Annotated in this window: 2 protein-coding genes; both read left to right on the forward strand. The window is 31.3% G+C overall.

Features of this window, described 5'->3' with window-relative positions; translation table 11 throughout:
- The first annotated feature begins 100 nt into the window (after positions 1–100).
- Positions 101–472: a hypothetical protein gene (locus DFQ08_RS16020; protein WP_114311046.1), complete on the forward strand. Its 372-nt coding sequence runs from the start codon at positions 101–103 to the stop codon at positions 470–472.
- Positions 473–475: 3 nt separating this feature from the next.
- Positions 476–916 (forward strand): hypothetical protein, encoded by a 441-nt coding sequence (locus tag DFQ08_RS16025; RefSeq protein WP_114311047.1) that lies wholly within the window; start codon positions 476–478, stop codon positions 914–916.
- The last annotated feature ends 105 nt before the right edge of the window (positions 917–1,021 follow it).

Genomic DNA, 1,021 nt, shown 5'->3' on the forward strand with positions numbered 1-1,021 from the left:
CTTGCGAATATTCCTGCGGAATATTCACAGGTTCGTAAAAGTTTGTTAACTTAGTCTCTAAACCACGCAACTAACCATACACAAACACGTTGTAAACAATTTGAGACAAACATTGAGAAAAGCATTAAAATATGGTTTACTAATTTTCGGAATAATAATTCTAATCGGATTTGCTCTAAAAGGAAATATCACTCACGAACAATTTGACTCTGAAAAATGGAAAAACTGGACGGAATCAGAGTCTGAATGGTCTATGCGTTGGGATATGATGAACAGTTTGCGGAATAATCACGAACTAAAAGGAAAATCCAAAACGGAAATAATTGAATTATTGGGAATTCCAGAGACTAAGTCGGAATCCGAATTTGGTTATTATTTGGGAATGGCTAAACACGGAATTGATACAGGACATTTAACTATTAAATTTAATAAATACGGGAAAGTAAAAGAATATAAAGTTAAACATAGTTAATCAATGAAACAGATTATAATTACATTGACTTTATTAATTGCAATTTCCATTAGCGGAAATGCTCAATCAAATGTTGATGTTAATGAAATGGTCGGATTTGGTTGCTACGAAGACGGAAGTCAATCAAAATCTGTCAAAAAAATATCACGACTGATTGACAAGGAAAAATTTAATTCCATTATTAAATTACTCGATTCGGAAAATAATGCAGAAAAATATTTAGCAGTAATAGTTTGCGAGAAATTGGCTGAATTGGACAAACTAATTCTGACTAAAGAACTGAACGAAAAAATAACGGAATTATATAAATCTCATGAAGTTGTTTCCGTCTGTTCGGGATGTGTTTATTGGGACAAATTGACTTTAGAAAATATACTTGATAAAGAAAATCATATACGAATATCCTCGAATTATTGGCTTAATTATAAATTTAAATCGGAATAAAAACTGTTTACAACACCGTGTATAATTAATTGCTAGGTTCTCGCCTACTTACGAAAATGCTCTCGTATTTTCTATTCGGTTTTTATTTGCTAACTTACTCGCTTA

This window comes from Winogradskyella arenosi (assembly GCF_003337305.1).
GTDB lineage: Bacteria > Bacteroidota > Bacteroidia > Flavobacteriales > Flavobacteriaceae > Winogradskyella > Winogradskyella arenosi.